Raw genomic sequence first — 21,938 nt, forward strand, 5'->3', positions numbered from 1 at the left:
CAGAATAAAGAAGCGTCGCGGGCAGTTCAAACACTCGCACGCCCCCGTTTCAAGAACATGTTCTGGCGTGTTCTCGGCGCACAAGCGATTTGCGCCTGTTTCCAATCCAGAGGAAATTGAATATGACGTTAGCAAAGGTTGCGGGCGTCCCATATGTTGGTGATTTCTTTGGTCCTTTTGCGATCCTTTCCAAGCTTTGGTGCGATATGTCTCTAATTCTTCAATATGATGTTGCCAAATCGCAATGCTTGGAACATTTGCGGGGTCGCATTTCTGCCTTTGGCAAGCACAACAAAAAAATATACGATAACGCTTGCGAACGCGCGGATTTCGCATCGAGATCAAGAAGACGGGCAATTCTATGAGCCTTGGCACCACCAACTCAAAACCGGACCGCGCGCCGCGTATCCTGTTTTACAGCCACGACACGTTTGGACTGGGCCATTTGCGCCGGTCGCGGGCTTTGGCTGCTGCGATCACCCAAGCCGACCCAAGTGCGTCAGCGCTTATCCTGACCGGATCTCCGGTGGCGGGTCGTTTTACGTTTCCGCGCCGCGTCGATCACGTGCGTCTGCCCGGTGTGACCAAACGCGCCGATGGATCCTACGCCGCACGCACGATTGGAATGGGTATCGACGAAGTGACTGAGCTGCGATCGGGCCTGATACAGACGGCGGTTCAGCAATTCGACCCCGATGTGCTGATCGTCGATAAGGAACCAACCGGGTTCCGGGGCGAACTATTGCCGACGTTGAACTATCTGGAACGAAACTGCGGCACGAAACTGGTGCTTGGGCTGCGTGACGTTCTGGACGAGCCCGAAGTGTTGGCCGCCGAATGGGCCCGCAAAGAGGCCGTTGAAGCGACCGAACGGTTCTATCACGAAATCTGGGTCTATGGGTTAAAGTCGATCTATGACCCCACCCAGGGCTTACCGCTGAGCCCTGCCGCACAATCCCGCATTCATTGGACGGGATACCTGCGTCGGGATCTTGGCCCTGTAGGCGAGTCACCCGAACAGCCTTATATCCTGATCACCCCCGGTGGTGGCGGCGATGGCAAGGCGATGGTGAACCTTGTTCTATCCGCTTACGAGAAAGACCCAAATTTGTCGCCGCGCGCTGTTCTGGTATACGGCCCCTTCCTGTCCGGCGAATTGCGCGAGGATTTCGAAGCGCGCGTTGCGGCACTGAACGGTCGAGTAACCGCAGTTGGGTTCGAATCCCAGATCGAAACGCTGTTTGCAGGGGCTGAAGGCGTTGTTTGCATGGGCGGCTACAACACCTTTTGCGAGGTTCTGTCCTTCGACAAACGCGCCGTCATCGTCCCACGTACCACGCCCCGGCTGGAGCAGTGGATTCGCGCCTCTCGCGCGGAAGAGCTGGGCTTGGTCAAAATGCTGGACGAACACCGTGACGGCCTGACCCCCGAGGCGATGATCGCCGCGATCCAAAACCTGCCCAAACAATCCTTGCCATCGCAGGCCATCCAGACCGGTTTGTTGGACGGGTTGGATTACGTCACCGATCGCATCGACGATCTGCTGGCCTGGGAACAGGAACGAGCCACCGGATGACTTCAGATTCCCCTAATTTGGCAGTTGTGGTCAAAGGCTGGCCGCGACTGTCCGAAACGTTTATTGCGCAGGAACTTGTCGCCTTGCAGGACGCGGGTCACCAGTTCGACATCTGGTCGTTGCGGCACCCGACAGATACCAAACGCCATCCCTTGCACGACCGCTTCGCCGGACAAGTCCACTATTTGCCTGAATACCTTTATCAGGAACCACAGCGTGTGTGGGCAGCGCGGGCGATTGCGCAAACCCTGCCCGGCTATGCCGAGGCTTACCGGATCTGGCGGCAGGACTTGCGTCGCGACCCAACACCAAATCGCATCCGGCGCTTTGGGCAAGCCTGTGTTCTGGCCGCCGAACTACCCCCGGAAGTTCTGGGGCTTTATGCGCATTTCATGCACACGCCGTCCTCGGTTGCCCGATATGCGGCCATTATGCGTGGACTGCCATGGAGTTTCTCTGCCCACGCTAAAGACATCTGGACCTCACCGGAATGGGAAAAGCGTGAAAAGCTGCAGGCTGCGACCCATGGCGCCACATTCGGTGCCACCTGCACAGCCATTGGGGCCGAGCATTTGCGGGGCCTGGCAGACGATCCAAATCGTATGGACCTGATCTATCATGGTCTTGACCTGTCACGGTTTCCAGACCCGCCGACGCGCACTTTGCGCTCCGCAAACGGTCCCTTCCATATGATCTCTGTCGGGCGACTGGTTGAGAAAAAGGGGTTCGATCGGCTGATCGCTGCTTTTGCCTTACTGCCGGAAACTCTGGACTGGCACTGGACCCATATCGGCGGTGGCGGTTTGGGCGATGCCTTGCGGGCTCAGGCCCGCGTGGCTGGTATCGCGGATCACATCACCTGGAAAGGCGCCTGTGATCAGCCCGAAGTGATCGAGGCGATGCGAAAGGCAGACCTGTTTGTGCTCCCCAGCCGCATTGCGGCAGATGGCGACCGTGACGGGCTGCCGAATGTTTTGATGGAGGCTGCATCTCAGCGTTTGCCGATCCTTTCGACCCCGGTCTCGGCAATCCCGGAATTCATCGAAACCGGAACGCACGGCATCCTGTCCAGCGACGACCCGAGCGCGCTGGCAGCAGCCATTGAATCACTGGCCAACAATCCGCAACAAGCAGCCCAAATGGCGCTTGCGGCTTATGATCGCCTTATAGCCGAGTTTCGGATGGACCCGGGCATCGTCCAGCTCTCGAAGCGACTAAACGCCATGTGCATGGAAACCGCGTGATGGCACGGGTCGCATTTTATGCACCGATGAAATCCCCCAACAGCCCAACCCCTTCGGGCGACCGCGAAATGGCGCGGAACCTGATCAAGGCCCTTGCTGCCGAAGGCGACACGGTTGATCTGGTTTCAGACCTCAGGATTTACGACAAGCGCGGTGATGTGGACCTGCAACATGCCTTGCAGCGTGCGGCAGACAAGGAAGCACAGAGGTTAGTCACCGACCTGCCCTCGGACACGGCTCTGTGGGTGACATATCACAATTACTACAAAGCCCCCGATTTGTTGGGTCCGCAGGTCTGCAAGGCGCGCGGCATCCCTTATGTACAGTTGGAAAGTACCCGCGCATCCAGCCGGTTGACCGGACCCTGGGCTGAGTTTGCCGCCGCTGCACATCGGGCCGGCGACGCCGCCGATGTCATATTTTATCACACCGCCAACGACCTGATCACATTGGAACGGGATCGATTTGGCGATCAGGCTTTGGTCGAGCTGCCGCCATTTCTGCCGCAATCCCAACTTCCCGCTGCAACCAGCGGGGAAGGTCCGATGCTGACCGTTGGCATGATGCGCCACGGGGACAAGCTGGCCTCTTACCAGATCTTAGCCGAGGCGCTTTCGCATCTGGCGGGTGACTGGCACCTGAACATCGCTGGCGATGGACCCGCTCGACCCGAAGTCGAGGCTTTGATGGAGACCTTTGGAGAAAAGGTCAGTATTCTGGGTCAGCTCAACCGCGATGCGCTGCAAGCGGCCTATGAACACGCCTCTGTGCTGGTTTGGCCCGGTGTGAACGAAGCTTACGGGATGATTTACTTGGAGGCGCAGGCTGCGGGCGTACCGGTGCTCGCACAAGATCGACCGGGTGTTCGAGATGTGCTGGCCCCTGCGACTTACCCTTCGGTCGACACCGGGTCGCAAGGCTTTGCAGACCGTCTGCAAACTCTGCTGGAGGACGCATCGCTGCGCCGCTCCCTCGGCGCGGCTGCTCGCGAGTATGTGGCTGACCGTCATCTTATGCCACAAGCCACTGCCCGCCTTTGGGCAACTCTCCGCCCGTTACTGAAGGATTTGACATGACCAGGCTTGCGCTGCTTCGCCACGGGCACACACATTGGAACCGCGCTGGTCAGATACAGGGCCGCAGCGACATTCCCCTGGACGATGACGCGCGCTCAGAACTGTCAGGCTACTGCCTGCCACACGAATGGGCACAGGCTGACATCTGGTCCAGCCCGCTGCAACGGGCCAATGAGACCGCCCAAATCGTCTCGGGTCGCGGCCCGCAAACGTCAGACGCGCTGACCGAGATGAACTGGGGCGATTGGGAGGGTCAGCGCGGCGTTGATCTGATCGCTGACACAACAAGCGGTTACAAGCATATCGAAGATTGGGGTTGGGATTTCCGCCCGCCAAACGGTGAAAGTCCGGCTGACGTTCGTGACCGGTTGCGCCCCTGGCTGTCCGCTCTGCAAAACGATGCGGTGGCTGTCTGCCATATCGGCATCATGCGGGTCATTCTGGCCCAAGCTTGGGGTTGGAATTTCGAAGGACCTGCCCCCTTCAAGATCAAACGCAATCGGCTGTATATCGTCGATATGAACACCATGACCGCTGACCCCGATCCCATACGCCTGCCAAAACGCGAGACTTTGCCATGAAGGTGATGATCATTGTCACCCACCTGCTGGGAACAGGGCATCTCAGCCGCGCTTTGACCCTTGGTCGTGCATTTCGGGATGACGGTCACGAGGTCATGGTGGTGACGGGTGGAATGCCTGCACCGCAGCTGGATAGCCGTGGGATGACGTTGTTTGGGCTGCCCCCTTTAAGGTCGGACGGCACCAATTTCACCCGCTTGCTGACCGAAACCGGCGAAGAGGCTGACGCCGCCTATCATGCGGCGCGGACGACGGCTCTGGTTCAGGCCTTAAAGACGTTCCAGCCGCAGGTGCTGATCACAGAGCTTTATCCCTTTGGCCGTCGATCGCTGGCCGCCGAATTCGGCGCAGCGTTGGAAACGGCAACTAAGCTGCCGGTACGTCCGGTTATTCTGGGGTCGATCCGAGATATTCTGGCCCCGCCCTCGAAACCAGCAAAAGCGGAACGCGCGGACGAGATCGTAAAGCGTTACTATGACGGCGTACTGGTTCATTCGACCGAAAGCGTAACGCCCTTATCCGTCAGCTGGCCAGTGTCAGATCAACTGGCGGACCGGTTACACTATACCGGTTTTGTCGCACCTACGTTGCCCCAACCCCACCCGGATTTGGTGGGTGAAGATGAAATTTTGGTCAGCGCAGGCGGCGGGTCCGTAGGACAGCCGATCTTTTGTGCGGCCATCGAGGCAGCCCGCCAGATGCCCAACACGCGTTGGCGCCTGTTGGTCGGCGGGACGGATGCAAAGGCGCGGATTGCCGAACTGTCGGAACAGGCCAAAGGCACCTCGGTCATCCTTGAACCTGTGCGGCCCGATTTTCGTCAGATGCTGCCGCTTGCGGCAGCGTCGGTCAGCATGTGCGGCTACAACACCGCTATGGATATTCTGCAAAGCGGTACACCAGCGGTATTTATCCCCTTCGATGATGGCAAAGAGGTTGAACAAGGTCTGCGCGGGCAGAGCTTGTCGGGATTATCTGCAATCGAAGTGCTGGAAAGTCAGTCTCTGAGCGGGACCACACTTGCGCAAGCGGTCGAACGCATCATTGCTGATGGACCCCGCGCAAAACAAGATTTCGGCTTTGACGGCGCCGCCCAAAGCGTGCGCATCGCCAAGCGCCTGCTGGAGCAGCGCGCATGACCCCCGACTGGCGCCCTCTGGACACCGAGCTGGACCTCTGGCGGGTTTCGGGTTTGTCGTTTCCGCTCTGGTGGCGTGACGATGACGCCATCGCTCCGACGCCGCAGCTCGACCGGTTGACTGATCTGTCTTCGCAATTGGATGTGCCCGTGCATCTGGCCGTGATTCCCAACGGCGCAACCCCGGCGTTGGCCGAATATATTGCGGACCGACCCTCTTTGATCCCTGTGGTTCACGGCTGGGCACATGCGAACCACGCACCAGAGGGAGAGAAGAAGGCTGAGTTTCAACTGCATCGACCGCTGGACCAAATGGTTGATGATGCAAAAGCAGGAATAGCCCGTCTTGACGCGATATTTGGTGTCGAAATGCGACCCATGTTTGTTCCCCCGTGGAACCGCATCGCGCCCGAGATGGTCGCGCAACTTCCCGGTCTGGGCTTTCGTGTCCTGTCCACTGCGACGCCGCGCAAAACACCTTTTCCCGCACCGGGGCTGGAACAAATCAACACCCATCTTGACCCAATTGACTGGCGCGGCACACGCAGTCTGATCAACCCGGACGTCCTGATCAAGCAGACAGTTGATCTGTTGCGCGACCGGCGCGAAGGACGTGCTGACAACGCTGAACCATTTGGCATATTGACCCACCATCTGGTCCATGATCAGGACATCTGGACCTTTACCGAGGCCCTGCTGCGCAAATTGTTGAACGGCCCGGCCACGGTGTGGGTCGCACCCAGGAACGAATAAGGACACAACCATGAGCCGACTGGATTCCATGCTGCGCCGACTGACGGCTCAACGCGACGGTTTGAACTGGGCAGCCCAGCGCATCAGCGGCCAGCCAGGCGATGTGCTGGATATGGGTTTGGGAAATGGCCGGACCTATGACCACCTGCGTGAAATCCTGCCAGAGCGCCGGATCTGGGTGATGGACCGGGTCCTGCAATGCCACCCGGACAGCACCCCTCCAGCCGAAGATTTCCTGCAAGGCGAGGCCGAGCCGATGCTGAAGAAACTGGCAGAGAACGGGCACAGGGTCGCACTGGCACACTACGATTTCGGACGCGGGATCAAGCATGAAGATGTGGAAGAAGCCGCGCGGCTCAGCCCATTGATTGCGCAAGTCATGCAGCCCGGCGGTTTGCTGATCTCGGGGCAGCCCCTCGTCGGCTTCAACCAGATCAAAGGGCCCGAGACGATCGCCCCGGACCGTTACCTGTTCTATACCGCCTGATCACGCCACACGCCGACCGCGCGCCCAGACCGAGCTCAGGGCCGGTACTCCGGCCCGCATCCGAAAACGGATGACATCGGCTCGCGCATTGGCGCGCAACTCCCCCCGATCTTCTAGCCCCGCGGCCAGCGCAGGGGCCAGAGTGACCGTTTTCATACCGCGCGCCATATCATCCCACATCTCGCCCAGCATGGCCGCCGACAACAACAGGGCCGACGGCACATAGTCCGACGACATGATGTCCAAATGCCCAAGTTCGGCCAACTCGCGGGCTGCGACGTTGCCCGAATGTGAGCCGCCGCGAATGATATTCGGCGCGCCCATCATGACCTTGATATCGTGATCGTGACAGGCACGCGCTGCCTCGACCGTGGTCGGAAACTCAGCCAGTCGGATACCGTGACCTGCCGAGACTTTCACCTGATCTTCCGTCGTATCGTCATGGCTCGCCAGAACGGCTCCAAAACGGCGCGCGGCCTTGACGGTCTCAACCTCATGCACATCGCCATTACGGTCGCGAAGGCCCTTTAGCTGGGCCACATGCTGCAGGAATGTATCATCGTCCATCGCATGTTTGCCCTTCATATACGCCTCAAGCTTGGTCATGTCGCGGAACTGCCGCTGTCCGGGTGTGTGATCCATGATGGACACAAGACCAACCCGGTCCTCTGGCCCGAACTCATCCAGCTCTTCGACCAACGTCTCGGAACACACCTCGGCCCGCAAATGCAGGAAATGACTGATCTTCAGCGCATCCTGTTCCCGCAAATCCCACAATTCCTGCGACAGGCCACGTGCATACTTTCCATAACGCGCTGCTCCTGACGGGATCGATCCGACCCGCATCGCGTCAAACACGGTCGTGATCCCGATGCTGGCCAATTCCGCGTCATGCGCAAGGATCGCAGCGGCATGAGGCCAGTCTACCTTGGGTCGGGGTTGAATGTGACGCTCCAGGTTATCTGTGTGCAACTCGACCAGACCAGGGCTGACAAAGTCGCCTTCGCAGTCGATGGCTCCAGACGGAACCGCGTTTCCAGTGTCGATCTCGGCTATGGTCTCGCCCACAATCCGAACGCTGCCGGTTACGGTTTCATTCGGCAACACAAGCGTGGCATTGGCAAGGATCAAGTCTTCTGTCATCTGAACTTCACACAGTTTGAGGTAGTGGAAGGCCACGCAATAGGAGGCCAATGTGACATTCACGCGATACGCGATTTATTTTGCGCCACCCGCAGCGGCGGAGTGGACGAAATTCGCAACCAGCTGGCTGGGTTGGGACATGGAAACCGGCACGTTGGTGGCACACCCGATGGTCGGAGAGATCGACGTTGCCGCCGTCACGAACGTACCGCGCAAATACGGGCTGCACGCGACGATGAAACCCCCCTTCCGACTGAGCGAAGGCCAAACCTTCGACGCCTTGCATGCAGCTTGTGGATCGCTCGCTTCCAACCAGCCCACTGTCATGCTGGATGGCCTCGAGATCGCCCGGCTTGGCCGGTTTCTGGCCCTGCGCCCGATGGGTGATACGCAAGCGTTGAACACCCTGGCCGCCACGTGCGTTCAGACATTGGACGGTTTTCGGGCACCCCCATCCGAGGTTGAACTGGCCCGCCGCCGCGCCGCCGGTTTGACCCCAGAGCAGGACGCCAATCTGGTTCAATGGGGCTATCCTTATGTGCTGGACGCGTTTCGCTTTCACATCACGCTGAGCGGCAAGCTGGATAAACCGACCCTTCAGGCCACCCAAGAGGCGCTGCAAACCCATTTGGCCCCGTTGCTGCCGCAGCCTTTCCAGATCACCGATCTGGCCCTGATGGGCGAGGCTGAGGATGGGCGGTTTCACCTGATCCATCGCTACGCGCTTTCCGGTTGAAGTTGCGCGAGGATCTCGGCGACGGTGTCTTCCAGTGCGCCGGAGTTGTCGACTTCGATGACGCGGTTCAATCCGTCGGGTAAAGGCGCTTTGGCACGACCCAACCGCCGCGCCTGTTCCGTCGCGCTTTCCCGCCCCCTTGCGGACAAGCGCTGTGCCAGAACATCAGCTTCGGCAGTCAGGGAAATCACGATCAGATCGCCGAAAACCTCCTGCGCCTGAACCAATACCTTTCTTGATAGGTTGACCAGAACAGCATCTGCCTCGTTTCGCTGTCGTGTGATCTCGGTCGGAACACCGTAAAACAAGCCATGCGCAGGCCAGCTCAACGCAAAAGCCCCGGCCCGTTCCATCTGCTGAAACGTCGCGACGGAAACCCGGTCGAAATCCTCGCCCTCTTCCCCTTCAGGACGGGTAATCACGCGCCTCAGGCGTTGGATGCCCGATGCTTGGGCCACCAACGCTTGCATGACGCTGTCTTTACCGACACCCGAGGGGCCGACAACCGCTATGACCGGAGCAAGCGTCATGCAGCCAGCCCCGGTGTAAAATCCGAAACATTGACCTCGCGGTCACAAACCCGCTTACGCGCTTCAATGTCGTGGAAAATCCCAACAATCGCCGCACCACGATGCTTTGCCTCTTCAATCAGAGACAACACGGTTTCCCGGTTCTGCGCATCCAGGCTCGCCGTCGGCTCATCCAAAAGCATCGCGGGATACTCATGTGCAAAGCCGCGCGCAATGTTCACCCGCTGCTGTTCACCGCCAGAAAAGGTCGTGGGGCTCAGGGTCCACAAACGCTCGGGGATGTTCAGACGTTTCAGCAAGCCGGCCGCCTTGTCCAGCGCAATTTGCTTGTCCGCACCTACGGCCAGCAGCGGCTCTGCCACAACTTCCAGCGTCGGCACCCGAGGCACAACCCGCAGAAACTGGCTGACATAACCCAACGTATCGCGACGCAGAGACAGGATCTGTCGTGGTTCGGCCTTTGCCACGTCCAGCCCACCAACCAACACCTGACCAGAGGCCGCCAGATAGTTGCCATAGATCACTCGCATCAGCGTGGACTTGCCAGTACCGGACGCCCCCGTCAGAGCAACACATTCCCCCGGCTCAACCTTCAGCGACGCACCTTGCATCACCGGGATCACAGCACTTCCCTGATTATGCAGGGTAAAGCTTTTGCTTACATCGATCAGTTCAATCATCGCTTCATCTTTTCCCAAACACTCAAACCTGAAGGACGCTGGACACAAGCAGCTGCGTATAGGCGTGCTGAGGGTCGTCCAGCACCTGGTCGGTCAACCCAGCTTCGACCACATGACCGCTTTTCATCACCATCAGCCGGTCCGCCAACAGACGCACCACGGCCAAATCATGCGTCACGATGATGGCGCTCAGCCCCATCTCACGCACCAGACCACGCAACAAATCCAGCAAGCGCGCCTGAACGGATACGTCCAGACCACCGGTCGGTTCATCCATGAACACCAGCCGAGGGCCCGTCACCAGATTGCGCGCGATCTGCAGACGCTGCTGCATCCCGCCAGAAAACGCGCTGGGGCGATCGTCCACACGGGCTGCTTCAATCTCGACGCGGCCAAGCCAGTCGATAGCCTTGTCCCGAATATCGCCATAGTGCCGATCACCGACGGCCATCAGCCGCTCACCAATATTGCCGCCCGCGCTGACAGACATCCGCAGCCCGTCGCGTGCGTGTTGATGCACAAAGGCCCAGTCAGTGCGGCCGAGCATTCGGCGTTCCGGTTCGGACATGGTGACTGTGTCTACCGGTCCGTCCACGCGGGTATCAAAGATCACCTGCCCAGCGTCCGGTTCCAGGTGCCCGGCCAGACAGTTGAGCAAGGTCGATTTGCCGGACCCACTTTCGCCGACGATCCCCATCACTTCTCCGGGGTAGAGATCGAAGTTCACATCTGTGCATCCGATCCGCGCGCCATAGCGTTTTTCGATGCCCTTGACTTGCAACAGGGGGGTCATGCTGCGTTCTCCTCAGCCAGTCGGCCCACGTGGCCTGTTTCGCGGCGCGACCGACAATAATCGGTGTCGGAACAGACAAACATCCGGTTCCCTGCATCATCCATGATGACCTCGTCCAGATAGCTGTCCTCGGCCCCGCACAGATCGCAGAGATGGTTGGCTTTGGTGGCCTCAAACGGGTAATCCTCGAAATCGAGGCTCACGACCTTGGTATGCGGAGGCACTGCATAGATACGCTGTTCCCGCCCTGCACCAAACAATTGGATCGCGTCCATCTCGAGCTTTGGGTTGTCGAATTTCGGGATCGGAGACGGATCCATCACATACCGCCCGGATACTTTGACCGGATAGGCATAAGCGGTTGAGATCGCACCGTGCTGGCTGATGTCCTCATACAATTTGACATGCATCAGCCCGTATTCTTCAAGGCTGTGCATTTTGCGCGTCTCGGTCTCGCGCGGCTCCAAAAAGCGCAGAGGTTCCGGGATCGGCACCTGATAGACGATGATCTGGTCTTCACGCAGCTTCGCTTCGGGGATGCGGTGGCGGGTCTGGATGACAGTGGCTTTTTCCGTCTCTTCCGTGGTGGAGACGCCAGCGGTGTTCTCAAAGAACTTGCGGATCGACACTGCGTTGGTGGTGTCGTCTGCGCCTTGGTCGATCACCTTGAACGTATCCTCGGGCGTCAGCGTCGCGGCCGAGACCTGAACGCCACCCGTCCCCCAGCCATACGGCATCGGCATCTCGCGGCTGGCGAACGGCACCTGATACCCAGGCACAGCCAGACCCTTCAGGATCGCCCGACGGATCATCCGTTTGGTTTGTTCGTCCAGGTAGGCGAAATTATACTCGCTCATAGGAAACCTCTTTCAGTCAACGCGCTTTCCAGCGCTTGAGGCGTCGTAAAGTGGATGCCATCCATGCCAACGGCGCGCGCGCCGTCGACGTTGTGCAGCCCGTCGTCGATGAAAATGCAGTTTTCAGGCGCAAGCCCGGCCCGCTCACACAAGCGATGAAAAATCTCGGGTTGCGGCTTCAAAAGCTTTTCCTGACCAGAGACTACCGTCACGCCGAAGACGTCGCCCAACTCGGGATGCGCGCCAACACCAACCGGCCATGTTTCCGCCGACCAGTTTGTAATCGCGTGAACCTGCGTGCCCTGTTCTTTCAATCGATAGAGCAGCTGCCAGGTTCCTTCGATCTTTTGCGGAACGGTCATGGCATAGCGCTCAACATACACACTCAGGCGCCGTTGGTCTTCGACGTCATCCAGTTCTGACGCCAGATCGGCGAAGTTCTCGCCGCCATCCGCCCTCAGATTGCGATCCTGAAAATCGATGCGGGTCAGGAACTCTGCCACGGCCTCGCGGCTGCCCATCTCGTGCAACCATGCCAGATGCGGATCCCATCGGATCAGCACATTCCCGATATCAAAAACGACGGCCTTCATTCTGCGGCCTCCTTTGGCGTAATGCGTTCTTCAGCCTCGCGACGCAGTTTGCGGACCAGCTCCAGCTCAGACTGGAAGTCGACGTAATGCGGCAGTTTGATATGCTCGAGAAAGCCAGTGGCCTGAATGTTATCCGCATGGCTCAGGACAAATTCTTCGTCCTGCGCGGGTGCACCCAGATTGTCTTCGCCCAGTTCTTCCCAACGCAGCGCGCGATCGACCAAAGCCATCGCGATGGATTTTCGTTCGGACTGACCAAAGACAAGACCATAGCCACGTGTGAACTGTGGTGGTTCTGTCTTCGAGCCCGTGAACTGGTTGACCGTCTCACATTCGGTTAGTTCAACCTCACCGATATCAATGGCGAAACCCAGCTCGGGGATCTCCATTTCCACCGCGACCTTGCCGATCCGAAGCTCTCCGACAAACGCATGGTTGCGGGCGTAGCCGCGCTGGGTGGAATAGGCCATGCCCAGTACAAAGCCCTCGTCCCCACGGGTCAGTGATTGCAAGCGCAGCGGTCGGTTTGACGGAAACTCCATCGGCTCGCGGGTCAGGTCGCCCGGGGTGTCATCGCTGGCGGGTTCATCCTGAATGATGTCCTCACCTTTCAGGAACTCGGTGATATGGGGCGTCGGCTCCTGACGTGCCGTGCCTTCGGGTGCCTTAGGGGCTTCACCATCAGCAGCCAGCTTGAAATCCAGCAAACGGTGCGTGTAGTCGAAAGTTGGCCCCAGAACCTGCCCCCCCGGCGCATCCTTGAACGTGGCCGAGATCCGACGGTCACACGCCATCTCAGAGGTCTCGACCGGGTTGGAATAGCCAAAGCGCGGCAGAGTCGTACGGTAAGCACGGACCAGAAAGATCGCTTCGATCAGATCGCCACGCGCCTGTTTGATCGCCAGCGCTGCAAGGTTGGGGTCGAATAATGACCCCTCGGCCATCACCCGGTTCACGGCAAGGCTCAGTTGTTCGCGGATCTGCGCAAGGCTCAGTTCCGCCACATCAGTCGCGCCCCGGCGTTCTTCGGCCAGCCACGTATGGGCGTTCTCGATGGCTTTTTCGCCCCCTTTGACAGCTACATACATCGCTTAGCCCTCTGTCCTGATCTGCGCGCTGCGCGGCAGGGCCGCGATCTTGTCACCGCAGGTAAAGAAGAAATCGCACCCCAGCGGATACAGCATCGCATTGTATTGAAGCGCTGGAACATCCGGCAGAGACAACCGCGCGGTGTCCTTGATCCCAGGGCCGCTCAGAATGGCACCGCTTTGCTCAAGCTGGTCGCATTCTACAATCAGGGTCGCAGACCGTTCCGGGTATTCCGGCGTGCCAATACGATAGGCGTTCAAGGGACCTAGTGCGCCCCACGTACCAACGGCGAAATCAGCGTTGCCCGCAGACACAATCGGCGCGCCCGTGTGGAAGGTCAGCCATTTGCACACCGCATCGGTGTCAGCATCACCCGCCAAATAGACCTTTGTTTCGGGATCGCACAGCGTCAGCAAGAGCGTGCCTGCTGCCATGGACAAAGGCGCAGGGGGTTCAGTGCCCATGAGGGTGCGGATTTCACCCGGGCGCGCCATGACGGTCATGGCCGCACGAAACGCGTGGGCGGCCTGGACAGGTGCGTTTTGAAAGCCCCCGGAAAACTGTGTTTGCGCGGCCATCAGTCTTCCCCCCGGACCAGCGTGAAAAACTCGACCTTGGTGGCAGCTGCCTTGGCGGCGCGTGTCGTCTTGGCCGCTTGCATTTGTTGCTGCAATGGGTCGAGCAATCGGGCCTGCAGATCATCCGCCGCCGGTGTCTGCATCATAGCATCAATCAACGCTGCGACTTCGGCTTTAGGCTTGGATCTGCCCTGCACATATCCGTGACCAACCGTGCCATCATGCAGCACGACCGAACAGCGCGTGACGGTCATTTCACCCAGATTGAACGGCGCTCCGGTAGCTCCGGTGCGACCTCTCACCATGACGCCGCCCACTTCGGGGCTGCGCAGCCAGTCAAAGCTTGGGCGGTCCTGAATGCCATCCCATAGCGTCATCAAAGCATCGTCCGGCGCGCGGGCCAGCAGACCCATCCATTCCTTCCGCGCCTGCGTCGCGATTTCTGTCTGATTTGTCATCAAAGCCTCTTGGCCGGGTTGTCTACATGAACTATACAACTAGACAAATATTACCCTTTAGGTATCCGAGTCGCAATCCGTGATGGTGTGAAGATTTGATGACATGAGCAAAACGCCGATCTGGAAAAGCATCGCCCTGCGCCTGACCTCGGACATCGCCGAAGGGCGCTATCAAACCGGAGATCGCCTGCCGACCGAAGCACAATTGGCCGCCACTTATGGCGTCAATCGCCACACTGTGCGGCGCGCGTTGGCAGACATGTCGGAACAAGGTCTGGTCCACGCCAGGCGCGGCGCAGGGGTGTTTGTAGCGGCGCGCCCCACGGATTATCCAATCGGCAAAAGGGTGCGATACCACAAAAACATCTCGGCCAGCGGTAAGATGCCGGGCAAGAAAATCCTCGCGCTGACCACACGCGCAGCAGATGAAGCCGAAGCGGAAGCCTTGGGTTTGGACAAAGGCGATCCGGTGCATGTCTATGACGGCCTGTCATTGGCGGACGGACAGCCTGTGGCCGTGTTTCAAAGCGTTTTTCCAGCCGCGCGTTTTCCCAACCTGTTGCAGACACTGACCGAAACGCAATCGGTCACAAAAGCTCTGCAAGCTAGCGGCATCGCGGATTACACACGCATCTCGACCCGTTTGACAGCGCGCGGGGCAACGGCGACACAAGCCTTACAGCTCCAGCTGTCCGAAGGGGCCCCGGTTCTGTTCTCGGTTGGCGTGAACGCGGACCCAGATGGCCAGCCCGTTGAATATGGGCGAACCGTTTTCGCGGGTGAGCGGGTCACACTGACCCTGAACGAAGACTAGACCCCCACAGGGGGTTTTCGGTTTTTGGATCTGCAGGAACAGGGTTACGCGTATTTTTCCAGAAACGCCTCGGCACTTAGCGTGCGAAAGTCGGGCAAAGCCGCACGAAGTTTCGGGTTGTCCCAATCCCACCATGCAAGCTGTTCCATGCGATCGGCCACGATCTCGGGGAACCTTCTGCGCAACATCTGCGCCGTCACACCCGCAACAATCGTGTAGGGCGGTACGTCTTTGGTAACCACTGCACCCGAGGCAACCACGGCACCATTGCCGATCGTGACCTCGGGCTTGATAATCGCAGCGTGTCCGATCCAGGTGTCATGCCCGATCCGGGCGGTGCGACTGGCGCGATGAGCGAACCAATCCGCATCATCTTCGGCATCGTCCCAATAGTCGGCGGAACGATAGTGAAAATGATGCAGCGAGGCCTTGTCCATCGGATGATCTGTCGCCCCGATACGAGTAAAGCTTGCTATATTTGCGAACTTTCCAATTTCGGCATTGGCAATATCGCAGGTCCGGTCGCAATAGGAATAATCGCCCCAAACCGAGTTCGCCACTCGGCTGCCAGCACCAATCTCGACATATGCGCCAAAGCTGCTGTTGGTGATCTGACAATCATTATGAATATACGGCTGATCAGCGCGCAGTCGTGCCATTGAATGTCCCCATCTTTGTTCAGGGCAACAGGAATGTCTTGCGTGCAGCATCACGCGGCTTGCGTTTTTTACCCGCTTCGCCCTGGATCAACCGTTTGCGCAACCAACCCGAGAACCAGTCCATCAACATGACCATCAGGATGATCAGGATGATGTAGTAGGCGACCTCTTCCCAATCCTTTTGCGTGATGATTGCCTGCGTCAGTAGAAGGCCAATACCGCCGCCTGTGATTGCGCCAATCACCGTCGCGCTGCGGGTGTTGGATTCCAGAAAATACAATAGCTGGCTCAACAAAACGGGCGTGACTTGCGGAATGACCCCAAATCGGTATCTCTGCGGCGCATTTGCTCCTGTGGACTGAACGCCCTCTATCTGCTTCTGGTCCACATTCTCCAACGCTTCCGAGAAGATCTTGCCAAAGGTCCCGGTGTCGGTCACCAGTATGGCCAGCGCGCCTGTCAAAGGTCCGGGACCAAAGGCGCGGGCCAGCACCACGGTCCAGATCAAGGCATCCACACCGCGCACAAAGTCGAACACGCGACGCGTTGCAAAGCGGATGGATTTCATCGGATTGAAATTGCGCGTCGCAAGGAAGGCCAGTGGCAACGCGACCATGGCCGCGCCCAGCGTGCCCAGAAACGCCATCAGGATCGTCTCGAATATCGCCCAGGCCACATCCTGATGCCGCCACATCTTGTTGGTCCAGAAGTCATTAAAAATTGCACCCGCCTCACCCGACGCAGCGCGTCCGACCAGTTCGGGGACCGACTTGCCATAATAGGGGCTGTCGAGCGTGAACCAGAACAGCTCCCACCCGGTGAAATAGCGAAACACTTCCGACCGATTGCGTGTGACGGTCAGACGGCCCGCATCCGTCTTGATTGCCAAGCGGTTCTTGGAGACATTGATCCACTCTGGCACGTCACCCGCAGGCAACTCGGCCTGTACACCAGCCGAGCGGCTGGGTGTTGCCCGAACGGTTCCATAACCGGGGATGTCATATTCAACCGTTTCCGGCCCGAATCGCACCACGTGGCCGTCTTCCAGATCGATCACGGTTGTCTCGCCCAGCGTCACCCAATCCGGGGCCTGACCTTCGGGGTACGCGCCCTTGCGCTCGCCCTCGATCGCGGCCGAAACCTCGCCAGTTCGATTGTCACGCTCGATATGCGTCTTGTAGCTATAGCTGTCAGACACAAGCGTCTTGCCGTTTTCCCAATTTGCTCGCGCCGCGAGGCCCGGAACATCAAACGCAAAGAATACGTAGACCAAATAGACAAGCACCAGCGCGGGCAGCCCGAAATTCACCAGCCTTTTGCGACTGAACAGACGGTCTGCTTGGGCTTTGAGCTCATCGACGGTCAGATTGGTTGCGAAGGTGCTCATACCGAGGCTCCTTTTTCCGACCCATGAGTCAGACGGTCGCGCAGAACACCTGACAGCTGGTCCACGACGACGATTGTTACAAAAAGCAGAAGGAAAATGGCCGCGGCCTCATCGTACCGCCCCTGTCCCCAGGACATGGCGTTGCGCAGCTCATAACCCAGACCGCCAGCGCCAACAAAACCCAGGATGGCCGAGGCGCGAATATTGATTTCGAACCGCAGCAGTGCATAGCTGACATAGTTGGGACCGACCTGTGGGATCACGCCCAGATACATGCGTTGCGACCAGTTCGCACCCACCGACTGCAGGCCCTCAACCGGCTTGAGCGAGGCGTTTTCGTTGACCTCGGAAAACAGCTTGCCCAGTGCCCCTGCTGTGTGAATGGCAATCGCAATCATCGCCGGAACCGGACCACCGCCCAAAATGAAAATCAGAACTAGTGCGATCACAATCTCGGGGACGGCGCGGCACACATCTGCAATTCGGCGAAACAAAGGGATCAAGGCGGGCCAAAGTGCCATGCCGCGCGTCGACATCAGGGCCAGAAACGTACCTGCAATCGCACCGATCAAGGTCGAAGCGGCCGCGATATTCAGTGTTTCGATCAGCGCGGGGAAAAACTTGGCCAGGTTTTCCGGCAGCGCGCCGATTTTTTCCCACGCCTCGGCCAAAACCTCAGCGGGGTAGTCGAAAATACGCGTCCAGCCATCGCGGAAACTGCCAGCGTTGCGGTCGTCAGCAACACGAAAGCCCGAGGCCATAACGGCAACGAACAGGATCAGGAGGATACCACCATAGACCCGTTTGCGGCGCGTCATCGCCGTATAGTCATCGCGGATCTGGTCGACGGTCGGGGACCCAGCGGTCAGGTCTGTCATGGAATGCTCCTGGGTGGAAAAACGGGGCCCGGATTTTCGCCGGACCCCGATCATTGGGTATTCAGGCTTAGTTGGACTTCAGCTTGCGTGCTTCGATGATGACTTCGTAGGCATCATGTGTGATCGGCTCGAACGCTTTCGCCTCACCTGCGGCAACGCCGTAGAAGCAATCACGGTCTTTCTCGTGCAGGCCAGCCATCAGGGCTGTCATCTTTTCTTTTACATCCGCAGGCAGCGCTGTACGCAGAACAACCGGACCTTCGGGGATCGGCTTGGATTTCCAGATTTCAACCATGTCGTTCATGTCGACCAGACCGGCATCAACTGCACGACGCAGCGCGCCCGAGTTGTATCCGTCTTCCCAGTTGCCAAGACCATCGGCCCAGGTCACGCCACCATCAACGTCACCATTGTTGACCGCGACGATGGTCTGCTCGTGACCGCCGGTGAACTTCACTTCACCAAAGTAGTCGCCTGAGTCCATGGTGGCGCCGGTGGCCTGCGGGATTTCGATGGACGGGATCAGGTAGCCCGAAGTCGAATTCGGATCGCCAAAACCAAAGATCTTGCCTTTCATGTCGTCCAGCGAGGTAATGCCGCTGTCCTTGCGGGCAAACCCAACCGAGTAATACCCGTAACCGCCGTCGACGTTCACCTTAACCAAAACCGGCTCAACCGCTTCGGGATCGCTCAGATAAGTTTTGGCGTAACCCGACGCGCCCAACCATGCCATGTCAATGGTGCCGCCCAGCAGACCCTGTATCACACCGTTATAATCGGCAGGCGCAAACAGCTTGGTCTCAACACCCAGCGTTTCTTCGGTGTATTCACGCAGGCATTCGTTGTTGTTCAGACGATCCTGAGCGTTCTCACCACCCAGAATGCCTATGCGGAATTCGCTGATGTCCTGTGCCATGGCCGGGGCGGCAAGCGCAGTGGTAGCCACAAGGGCAGCAATCAGTTTTTTCATCTGTCTCTCTCCAGTTTGATTGCCCCGGCCTTTCATCGGGCCGGGCGATGAAAGGGGGATGGTGGCTCAGATGGTCGCTTCCGCTTCCATCAGGGCCTTCTGGGTGGCGTCCAGAGTTTCGATCTCGGTCGATGTCGCCTCTTCCGAGAAGCTGGCATCGGCACCATAGATTTCGCGGGCAACACCGGTCGTCAGTTGTTCGGGCAGCCCGTCAAAGACGATGCGTCCATCACGCATTCCGACCACGCGATCACAATAACGGCGTGCGGTATCCAGCGTGTGCAGGTTGGCGATGACGGTGCGGCCATCCTCTTCGTGGATACGCCGCAGAGCCTGCATCACAACCTGAGCGTTCATTGGGTCCAGCGAGGCGATGGGCTCGTCCGCCAAAATGATCTTGGGGTCCTGCATCAGGGCGCGTGCGATAGCGACGCGCTGTTGCTGCCCACCAGACAAAGCTTCGGCGCGTTTGGGCGCGTGTTCGGCGATTCCCAGACGATCCAGAATATCAATTGCGCGATGGATGTCTTCCATTGGGAACAGGTTGAACATGGTGGCCAGGGTCGAATGGCGGTTCAGCGTGCCATGCAAGACGTTCGAGACAACATCCATGCGCGGCACCAGGTTGAACTGCTGAAAGATCATGGCGCAGTCAGCTTGCCAGGCCCGCTTTTCGCGCCCCTTCAGTTGGGTCACGTCACGACCTTCGAACAGGATCTGACCGTCGCTGGAATCCGTCAGCCGGTTAACCATCCGCAGCAGGGTCGACTTACCTGCACCAGACCGTCCGATGATCCCGATCATGCAAGGCTTGTCCACATCCAGCGTCGCAGCGTCCACAGCAATGTTGTCGCCAAAGCATTTGGTCAGTTTCTTGATATGCAGCACGTGCCACCCCCAAATGATGTTGGCGGTCAGCTACAGATGCCATTCAACGGATATGTGTCAGCGTGGTGAAAGTTTTGTAACGGACCAGCCGTCGCAGGGGCTATCCATCCCCCTGCCCCGCAGGTATACGCTTCGGCGACTCTTTTTCTGATACGAGGCCATCATGAGCTTTGACCGCACCATCAAGATCGCTCCGTCGATCCTGTCCGCCGATTTCGCCAATTTCGGAGCAGAGATTCAGGCCATCGAGGCACAAGGCGCAGATTGGGTTCATGTGGATGTCATGGATGGCCATTTCGTTCCGAACCTGACCTTTGGCCCACCTGCGGTTAAAGCCTTTCGCCCGCACGTGAAAACCGTGATGGATGTGCACCTGATGATCACCCCGGTTGATCCTTACATCCAGGCGTATGCCGATGCCGGAGCGGACATTCTGACTGCACATGTCGAGGCTGGTCCACATACACATCGCACCTTACAAGCGATCCGCGCCGCTGGAATGAAAGCCGGTGTCGCGCTGAACCCTGGCACCCCTGCCGAGGCGGTCGAGCATCTGCTGGACCTTACCGATCTGGTCTGTGTGATGACCGTAAACCCGGGCTTCGGTGGTCAGAAATTCATCGACATGACCGGTAAGGTGCGCAAACTGCGCCAGATGATCGGCGACCGCCCAGTGCATATCGAGATCGACGGAGGCGTCGACCCAAAGACCGCCCCGCTGGTTGCAGCAGCAGGGGCGGACGTGCTGGTCGCCGGGTCGGCGGTATTCAAGGGCGGATCGGTTTCCACCCCACAGGTCTACGGAGACAACATCCGCGCCGTTCGCGCTGCGGCTGAGGATGCGCTGTCCTGATCCAGCAGTTTGTGGCCGGTATGTCTGGCGGCGGCTGACCGGGCCTGCGCCGGATGGTCCCCGGGGTCACAAAGTCAGTCGCTACGTAGCCATTCCTGCGCCGCTGACACGGCGTTTGCGGGCCCGGCCACGGGAAGCGGAAACGCTGCTCGGGTATTTTTGTTTCGCGAAGACGATAAGCTCCGACACACGTGTGCAGTGGTGTGGGAAAGACGAAAAAGCGCGAGCCAACCAGCCAAAGAAACTCCCATTGTATTTTCTTCCCTGAGCGACATACGCGCGAATGTTGACACGGTCAGCAATCTCGGAGCCTACAGCCATTTTCATCATGGACCTCACAGCAACCCGGGTGTTGCCATCAATCATGCGCAATCCCATTCTGTCGCCTGATAGTTTGGTTGCGCGTTCGTAGCGGAAAAGCAAAATATTGAAGATCAATAGCTTCTCCACACTGTTAATGAAGAACTGCAGCCAGCCAAACCGAAAGTGTTTAGCTGCCAATGCGCCCACAAATCGCCCGACAATGAATTGCAGTTCGTCCTTTGTGTTTTCGTTCTTCAAAAGCTCGGAATTCAGAAGCAATATCTTGGTGTTGAGAAGCGACAGGATTGATGCGTTGTAAGATCCATCCTCATGGACATATGCCTCGACCGTTCGGTTGTAACCAAAAAGCTCCTTCGCTTCTTTGATCGCATCGTTGGCTTCAGGGAAAGACGCCGCTGAAACCTGGACAAAATTGTTCATCCAATGCGCGATAGCCAACCTGAGGCTGAACCACAGCGAGAAAAGGATGATCGGTACAAGCAAAAGAATGGTTCCAAAAGTTGCGACTGTTAGCAGCGCCGTTATGAAACCAAACGGAATCAAAACAAACAAGGTTATGTAAAAACGTGGAGTCTCAGTAGGATGTCTTAGTTCCTGCATTTCATTTTTTGACAAAGGCATGGGAAATCCCCCACAAAAATCGTGAAAAGTAATAGATTATGAAATTACATCTATTTTGTAAGACGAAATCAACTGTTCAGTCCTTCTACGGAATTGCTGAACCCGGTCGTATTATTGAGTACTATGCGCTAACGCCTAATATTCGGCGATGACTTTCTCAGCAAAGGGCTCGCCACAAAAAAGGCCGCCCCTTAGGGAGCGGCCTTCTTAGTCTCACCGATGTGCCGGGCTG

At 58.2% G+C, this 21,938-nt stretch carries 25 protein-coding genes; 10 read left to right on the plus strand and 15 right to left on the minus strand.

Annotated features, from left to right (window positions below):
• Positions 1–361: 361 nt before the first annotated feature.
• The 7 genes from GOV85_RS19985 to GOV85_RS20015 are packed head-to-tail and all read left to right on the plus strand — an operon-like array spanning position 362 to position 6,855.
• Positions 362–1,576, plus strand: coding sequence for a glycosyltransferase family protein (locus GOV85_RS19985; protein ID WP_171181516.1), 1,215 nt, complete (start codon positions 362–364; stop codon positions 1,574–1,576).
• Positions 1,573–2,820, plus strand: coding sequence for a glycosyltransferase family 4 protein (locus GOV85_RS19990; protein ID WP_171181518.1), 1,248 nt, complete (start codon positions 1,573–1,575; stop codon positions 2,818–2,820). Before GOV85_RS19985 ends, GOV85_RS19990 begins: the two co-directional genes overlap by 4 nt.
• Positions 2,820–3,896 (plus strand): glycosyltransferase family 4 protein, encoded by a 1,077-nt coding sequence (locus GOV85_RS19995; protein ID WP_171181520.1) that lies wholly within the window; start codon positions 2,820–2,822, stop codon positions 3,894–3,896. The genes GOV85_RS19990 and GOV85_RS19995 overlap by 1 nt, the downstream gene beginning before the upstream one ends.
• On the plus strand, positions 3,893–4,477 hold the full coding sequence (locus tag GOV85_RS20000) for a histidine phosphatase family protein (RefSeq protein ID WP_171181522.1): 585 nt from the start codon (positions 3,893–3,895) through the stop codon (positions 4,475–4,477). Before GOV85_RS19995 ends, GOV85_RS20000 begins: the two co-directional genes overlap by 4 nt.
• A complete protein-coding gene (locus GOV85_RS20005) occupies positions 4,474–5,616 on the plus strand; it encodes a glycosyltransferase family protein (RefSeq protein WP_171181525.1) in 1,143 nt (380 codons plus the stop codon). Before GOV85_RS20000 ends, GOV85_RS20005 begins: the two co-directional genes overlap by 4 nt.
• Complete coding sequence (locus GOV85_RS20010) at positions 5,613–6,368, plus strand: polysaccharide deacetylase family protein (RefSeq protein ID WP_171181527.1); 756 nt, start codon at positions 5,613–5,615, stop codon at positions 6,366–6,368. Before GOV85_RS20005 ends, GOV85_RS20010 begins: the two co-directional genes overlap by 4 nt.
• A 10-nt stretch (positions 6,369–6,378) precedes the next feature.
• Positions 6,379–6,855 (plus strand): class I SAM-dependent methyltransferase, encoded by a 477-nt coding sequence (locus GOV85_RS20015; protein ID WP_171181529.1) that lies wholly within the window; start codon positions 6,379–6,381, stop codon positions 6,853–6,855.
• Here the strand turns inward: GOV85_RS20015 and GOV85_RS20020 are convergent, their stop codons facing one another.
• The gene (locus GOV85_RS20020; protein WP_171181580.1) at positions 6,856–7,998 is read right to left on the minus strand and encodes an alpha-D-ribose 1-methylphosphonate 5-triphosphate diphosphatase; all 1,143 of its coding nucleotides are present in this window, start codon (positions 7,996–7,998) and stop codon (positions 6,856–6,858) included.
• A gap of 52 nt (positions 7,999–8,050) precedes the next feature.
• Between GOV85_RS20020 and GOV85_RS20025 the strand changes: the two genes are divergently transcribed.
• Positions 8,051–8,734 (plus strand): DUF1045 domain-containing protein, encoded by a 684-nt coding sequence (locus GOV85_RS20025; protein WP_171181531.1) that lies wholly within the window; start codon positions 8,051–8,053, stop codon positions 8,732–8,734.
• On the opposite strand, the gene phnN is transcribed toward GOV85_RS20025, so the two are convergent.
• From phnN to phnG, 8 genes are read right to left on the minus strand one after another with little or no spacing between them, the layout of a single operon-like run.
• Positions 8,716–9,264: a phosphonate metabolism protein/1,5-bisphosphokinase (PRPP-forming) PhnN gene (gene phnN / locus GOV85_RS20030; protein ID WP_171181533.1), complete on the minus strand. Its 549-nt coding sequence runs from the start codon at positions 9,262–9,264 to the stop codon at positions 8,716–8,718. The two genes, GOV85_RS20025 and phnN, sit on opposite strands and share 19 nt — an antisense overlap.
• A complete protein-coding gene (phnL, locus tag GOV85_RS20035; RefSeq protein WP_171181536.1) occupies positions 9,261–9,944 on the minus strand; it encodes a phosphonate C-P lyase system protein PhnL in 684 nt (227 codons plus the stop codon). Before phnL ends, phnN begins: the two co-directional genes overlap by 4 nt.
• Positions 9,945–9,966: 22 nt before the next feature.
• On the minus strand, positions 9,967–10,737 hold the full coding sequence (gene phnK / locus GOV85_RS20040) for a phosphonate C-P lyase system protein PhnK (RefSeq protein WP_171181538.1): 771 nt from the start codon (positions 10,735–10,737) through the stop codon (positions 9,967–9,969).
• Positions 10,734–11,594 carry an alpha-D-ribose 1-methylphosphonate 5-phosphate C-P-lyase PhnJ gene (locus tag GOV85_RS20045; RefSeq protein WP_171181540.1) on the minus strand — a complete coding sequence of 287 codons (861 nt, stop codon included), beginning with the start codon at positions 11,592–11,594 and terminating at the stop codon, positions 10,734–10,736. The genes phnK and GOV85_RS20045 overlap by 4 nt, the downstream gene beginning before the upstream one ends.
• Positions 11,591–12,187 carry an HAD family phosphatase gene (locus GOV85_RS20050; protein WP_171181542.1) on the minus strand — a complete coding sequence of 199 codons (597 nt, stop codon included), beginning with the start codon at positions 12,185–12,187 and terminating at the stop codon, positions 11,591–11,593. Before GOV85_RS20050 ends, GOV85_RS20045 begins: the two co-directional genes overlap by 4 nt.
• On the minus strand, positions 12,184–13,275 hold the full coding sequence (locus GOV85_RS20055; protein ID WP_171181544.1) for a carbon-phosphorus lyase complex subunit PhnI: 1,092 nt from the start codon (positions 13,273–13,275) through the stop codon (positions 12,184–12,186). The genes GOV85_RS20050 and GOV85_RS20055 overlap by 4 nt, the downstream gene beginning before the upstream one ends.
• A 3-nt stretch (positions 13,276–13,278) precedes the next feature.
• Entirely contained in the window at positions 13,279–13,854 is a 576-nt protein-coding gene (gene phnH / locus GOV85_RS20060; protein ID WP_171181546.1) for a phosphonate C-P lyase system protein PhnH, read from the minus strand.
• On the minus strand, positions 13,854–14,312 hold the full coding sequence (phnG, locus tag GOV85_RS20065; protein ID WP_171181549.1) for a phosphonate C-P lyase system protein PhnG: 459 nt from the start codon (positions 14,310–14,312) through the stop codon (positions 13,854–13,856). The genes phnH and phnG overlap by 1 nt, the downstream gene beginning before the upstream one ends.
• 103 nt (positions 14,313–14,415) lie before the next feature.
• Between phnG and phnF the strand changes: the two genes are divergently transcribed.
• A complete protein-coding gene (gene phnF / locus GOV85_RS20070) occupies positions 14,416–15,126 on the plus strand; it encodes a phosphonate metabolism transcriptional regulator PhnF (RefSeq protein WP_171181551.1) in 711 nt (236 codons plus the stop codon).
• A 44-nt stretch (positions 15,127–15,170) separates the two neighbouring features.
• Here phnF and GOV85_RS20075 read toward each other — a convergent pair whose 3' ends face one another.
• From GOV85_RS20075 to phnC, 5 genes are all read right to left on the minus strand, one after another.
• Positions 15,171–15,785 (minus strand): chloramphenicol acetyltransferase, encoded by a 615-nt coding sequence (locus GOV85_RS20075; RefSeq protein WP_171181553.1) that lies wholly within the window; start codon positions 15,783–15,785, stop codon positions 15,171–15,173.
• 19 nt (positions 15,786–15,804) lie between these two features.
• Complete coding sequence (gene phnE, locus GOV85_RS20080; protein WP_171181555.1) at positions 15,805–17,172, minus strand: phosphonate ABC transporter, permease protein PhnE; 1,368 nt, start codon at positions 17,170–17,172, stop codon at positions 15,805–15,807.
• A complete protein-coding gene (phnE, locus tag GOV85_RS20085) occupies positions 17,169–18,050 on the minus strand; it encodes a phosphonate ABC transporter, permease protein PhnE (RefSeq protein ID WP_171181557.1) in 882 nt (293 codons plus the stop codon). Before phnE (GOV85_RS20085) ends, phnE (GOV85_RS20080) begins: the two co-directional genes overlap by 4 nt.
• Before the next feature lie 67 nt (positions 18,051–18,117).
• Entirely contained in the window at positions 18,118–19,020 is a 903-nt protein-coding gene (gene phnD / locus GOV85_RS20090) for a phosphonate ABC transporter substrate-binding protein (RefSeq protein WP_171181560.1), read from the minus strand.
• 66 nt (positions 19,021–19,086) lie between these two features.
• Positions 19,087–19,908 carry a phosphonate ABC transporter ATP-binding protein gene (gene phnC, locus GOV85_RS20095; RefSeq protein ID WP_171181563.1) on the minus strand — a complete coding sequence of 274 codons (822 nt, stop codon included), beginning with the start codon at positions 19,906–19,908 and terminating at the stop codon, positions 19,087–19,089.
• A 163-nt stretch (positions 19,909–20,071) separates the two neighbouring features.
• On the opposite strand from phnC, the gene rpe reads away from it, so the two are divergent.
• A complete protein-coding gene (gene rpe, locus GOV85_RS20100) occupies positions 20,072–20,761 on the plus strand; it encodes a ribulose-phosphate 3-epimerase (protein ID WP_171181564.1) in 690 nt (229 codons plus the stop codon).
• Positions 20,762–20,842: 81 nt separating this feature from the next.
• Here the strand turns inward: rpe and GOV85_RS20105 are convergent, their stop codons facing one another.
• Positions 20,843–21,706, minus strand: a complete 864-nt coding sequence (locus GOV85_RS20105; RefSeq protein ID WP_171181566.1) for a M48 family metallopeptidase — start codon at positions 21,704–21,706, stop codon at positions 20,843–20,845.
• Positions 21,707–21,938: the final 232 nt, after the last annotated feature.

Source organism: Ruegeria sp. HKCCA4633 (assembly GCF_013034605.1).
Lineage (GTDB): Bacteria > Pseudomonadota > Alphaproteobacteria > Rhodobacterales > Rhodobacteraceae > Ruegeria.

Bases quoted from the DNA above. Each gene is read 5' to 3' on its own strand.
- GOV85_RS19985 (WP_171181516.1), top strand. From the start codon at position 362: ATGAGCCTTGGCACCACCAACTCAAAACCGGACCGCGCGCCGCGTATC.
- GOV85_RS19990 (WP_171181518.1), top strand. From the start codon at position 1,573: ATGACTTCAGATTCCCCTAATTTGGCAGTTGTGGTCAAAGGCTGGCCG.
- GOV85_RS19995 (WP_171181520.1), top strand. From the start codon at position 2,820: ATGGCACGGGTCGCATTTTATGCACCGATGAAATCCCCCAACAGCCCA.
- GOV85_RS20000 (WP_171181522.1), top strand. From the start codon at position 3,893: ATGACCAGGCTTGCGCTGCTTCGCCACGGGCACACACATTGGAACCGC.
- GOV85_RS20005 (WP_171181525.1), top strand. From the start codon at position 4,474: ATGAAGGTGATGATCATTGTCACCCACCTGCTGGGAACAGGGCATCTC.
- GOV85_RS20010 (WP_171181527.1), top strand. From the start codon at position 5,613: ATGACCCCCGACTGGCGCCCTCTGGACACCGAGCTGGACCTCTGGCGG.
- GOV85_RS20015 (WP_171181529.1), top strand. From the start codon at position 6,379: ATGAGCCGACTGGATTCCATGCTGCGCCGACTGACGGCTCAACGCGAC.
- GOV85_RS20020 (WP_171181580.1), bottom strand. From the start codon at position 7,998: ATGACAGAAGACTTGATCCTTGCCAATGCCACGCTTGTGTTGCCGAAT.
- phnN (WP_171181533.1), bottom strand. From the start codon at position 9,264: ATGACGCTTGCTCCGGTCATAGCGGTTGTCGGCCCCTCGGGTGTCGGT.
- phnL (WP_171181536.1), bottom strand. From the start codon at position 9,944: ATGATTGAACTGATCGATGTAAGCAAAAGCTTTACCCTGCATAATCAG.
- phnK (WP_171181538.1), bottom strand. From the start codon at position 10,737: ATGACCCCCCTGTTGCAAGTCAAGGGCATCGAAAAACGCTATGGCGCG.
- GOV85_RS20045 (WP_171181540.1), bottom strand. From the start codon at position 11,594: ATGAGCGAGTATAATTTCGCCTACCTGGACGAACAAACCAAACGGATG.
- GOV85_RS20050 (WP_171181542.1), bottom strand. From the start codon at position 12,187: ATGAAGGCCGTCGTTTTTGATATCGGGAATGTGCTGATCCGATGGGAT.
- GOV85_RS20055 (WP_171181544.1), bottom strand. From the start codon at position 13,275: ATGTATGTAGCTGTCAAAGGGGGCGAAAAAGCCATCGAGAACGCCCAT.
- phnH (WP_171181546.1), bottom strand. From the start codon at position 13,854: ATGGCCGCGCAAACACAGTTTTCCGGGGGCTTTCAAAACGCACCTGTC.
- phnG (WP_171181549.1), bottom strand. From the start codon at position 14,312: ATGACAAATCAGACAGAAATCGCGACGCAGGCGCGGAAGGAATGGATG.
- phnF (WP_171181551.1), top strand. From the start codon at position 14,416: ATGAGCAAAACGCCGATCTGGAAAAGCATCGCCCTGCGCCTGACCTCG.
- GOV85_RS20075 (WP_171181553.1), bottom strand. From the start codon at position 15,785: ATGGCACGACTGCGCGCTGATCAGCCGTATATTCATAATGATTGTCAG.
- phnE (WP_171181555.1), bottom strand. From the start codon at position 17,172: ATGAGCACCTTCGCAACCAATCTGACCGTCGATGAGCTCAAAGCCCAA.
- phnE (WP_171181557.1), bottom strand. From the start codon at position 18,050: ATGACAGACCTGACCGCTGGGTCCCCGACCGTCGACCAGATCCGCGAT.
- phnD (WP_171181560.1), bottom strand. From the start codon at position 19,020: ATGAAAAAACTGATTGCTGCCCTTGTGGCTACCACTGCGCTTGCCGCC.
- rpe (WP_171181564.1), top strand. From the start codon at position 20,072: ATGAGCTTTGACCGCACCATCAAGATCGCTCCGTCGATCCTGTCCGCC.
- GOV85_RS20105 (WP_171181566.1), bottom strand. From the start codon at position 21,706: ATGCCTTTGTCAAAAAATGAAATGCAGGAACTAAGACATCCTACTGAG.